Origin of the sequence: Methanocalculus taiwanensis (assembly GCF_024372745.1) — an archaeon.
Taxonomy (GTDB): Archaea; Halobacteriota; Methanomicrobia; order Methanomicrobiales; family Methanocorpusculaceae; genus Methanocalculus; species Methanocalculus taiwanensis.
This window is the reverse complement of record NZ_VOTZ01000056.1, coordinates 1-2,238: the sequence shown is the minus strand read 5'-3', so window position 1 is coordinate 2,238 and position 2,238 is coordinate 1. Positions and strand designations below refer to the sequence as shown.

Here is a 2,238-nt window from a genome sequence, read left to right as displayed (position 1 = left end):
GCTGACTGCAGATCAGCTACACCCCAGTTCAAATCTGGGCCTTGGCTTGTGGTAATGGCGGCCATAGCGGTGGGGATACACCCGGACTCATTCCGAACCCGGCAGTTAAGTCCACCCGCGTCGAACACGGTACTGAGGTACGAGAGTCCTCGGGAACTGTTCAACGCTGCCAATACCACCCCCCTATTATGAAAATAACTCTTCTCAGAATGCTTTTCCAAAGACGCCTGCGTCTGTTTCTTCTTTAAATATACTCTCGCTGATTCCAGCATGCATTGCCTTTCCAGAGTACAATGCTCCCGAAAAGAAAAGAAAGAGGGGTCGTTTAGTTTTTGGGGTTTTGCGGGAAACCCTGACCAGAGAACGGGATCAATGAAGCGGAACTCCCGTAATGCTCCGGCATATACTACTCTTACTCAAGAGTATATAAACAAAAGGAGCGGGGTGCGAAAGTGAAAAAGAGAGAATTATTTGTTCTCGACTTTTGTCATCTCGACAGTGAAGCCCCGGATAGTCCGGTCCTTCATAATCTCAATGATCTCATGGATCCGGTCTGCCGGAACATCCACATATGAGAAATGTTCAAAGATCTCAATCGCACCGATGGAACGTCCGGGCAGCCCGGTCTCACCGGCGATAGCACCGACGATATCTTTTGCCCGGATCTGTTTGTCACGGCCGATTGAGATACGGATTCGTGCCATTCCCGGTTCTATTGCACCGCCTTCGTTCTCATAACTCCTGGTTTCGGTTTCCCTGCCGCCAAGGTGGATCTTCATAAGAGCAGTTGCGATCTCAATGCATGTGAGCCCTTCCTCAAGTGCCTGCTCTACATAGGGGATAAAGCGCTCGCCAAGCCCGGTGAGATTCACTTCTTTTACCTTCTCAATGAGGAGGCGTGCCTGTGACTCTTCGACATCGCTTGTGGATGGAATCGGGATCCTGTTGATCTTTACTTTGGCAAACCGCTGGATCTCACGAAGCTTGTAGATCTCTTTTGGAGCAACAAATGAGATCGAGGTGCCGGCTCTTCCTGCACGGGCTGTTCTCCCGATCCGGTGGATATAATACTCGACATCCTGTGGAACATCGTAATTAAAGACACAATCAATCTCGCTGATATCAAGCCCACGTGCCGCAACATCAGTTGCCACCAGGATGTCGATAGAGCCTTTCCGGAACTTGCCCATCACACGATCGCGCTGGGTCTGCTTCATATCTCCATGGAGCGCATCTGCAAAATAGCCCCGTGCCTGAAGCCGTGAGGTGACATCATCGACTGCACGCTTTGTATTGCAGAAGACCATTGCCAGATCGGGGTTATAGATATCAATCAGCTTACAGAGGACATCAAGCTTTTCGCGTTCTTTTACTTCAAGATAGCATTGCTCGATCTGGGGAACTGTCATCTCACCGTGAACGACCCTGATGAACTTTGGATCCTTCTGGTATCTCTTTGAGAGATCAAGGATCGCCGGGGGCATCGTCGCAGAGAAGAGGAGTGTCTGCCTCCCCTTTGGCGTCATGCCGAGGATCTTGGCGATATCATCACGGAATCCCATATCGAGCATCTGGTCTGCTTCGTCGAGGACAGCAAACCTGATTTTCTGGAGGGAGAGCGTTTTGCGGTCGAGGTGATCCATAATCCGCCCCGGTGTCCCGATGACGATCTGGGCGCCTGCGCGGAGTGCACGGAACTGCCTTTCAATTGGCTGGCCGCCATAAACCGGAACGATAGAGAGCCCTTTTTTGAATTTGCCAAATCGTGCAAACTCTTCTGCGATCTGGATCGCAAGTTCCCGTGTTGGTGCAAGGACGATTGCCTGGACATCCCGGCTCTCTGAATCGATCATATCGATCAGTGGAATGCCAAATGCGGCTGTTTTCCCGGTTCCTGTCTGTGCCTGGCCCGTTATGTCTTTTCCTTCGAGTATGACGGGGATTGCCATCTTCTGGATGGGAGTCGCCTCTTCAAAGCCCATATCCGCTACGGCCTTTAAGAGGTCTTCGGATATTGAAAAATCTGAAAATTTTTGTGGTTCAACCATTCTCTAGTATATTGTTCTCTGAGGACTTAGCATCTTGGGTCATAGCCACAGGAAAAAAAAATAAAATGGTAACTGGTCAGCTATACCTGTAAGCCACAGTGGGCATGAAGGGTTCTCTCCTGAATGCTCCTTTGATGGCGGCAAGTACTGACCCCTCATTCTTCTTCACAGTTGAGATATACCCTCTTAC

Annotated in this window: 1 protein-coding gene and 1 rRNA gene; one reads left to right on the top strand and one right to left on the bottom strand. The window is 50.1% G+C overall.

Annotated elements, in window-relative coordinates:
- Nucleotides 1-53 precede the first annotated feature (53 nt).
- Nucleotides 54-175, top strand: a 5S ribosomal RNA gene (rrf, locus tag FTO68_RS11730).
- A 292-nt stretch (nt 176-467) separates the two neighbouring features.
- Here the strand turns inward: rrf and FTO68_RS11725 are convergent.
- Nucleotides 468-2,048, bottom strand: coding sequence for a DEAD/DEAH box helicase (locus FTO68_RS11725; RefSeq protein ID WP_255333598.1), 1,581 nt, complete (start codon nt 2,046-2,048; stop codon nt 468-470).
- Between the last annotated feature and the right edge of the window lie 190 nt (nt 2,049-2,238).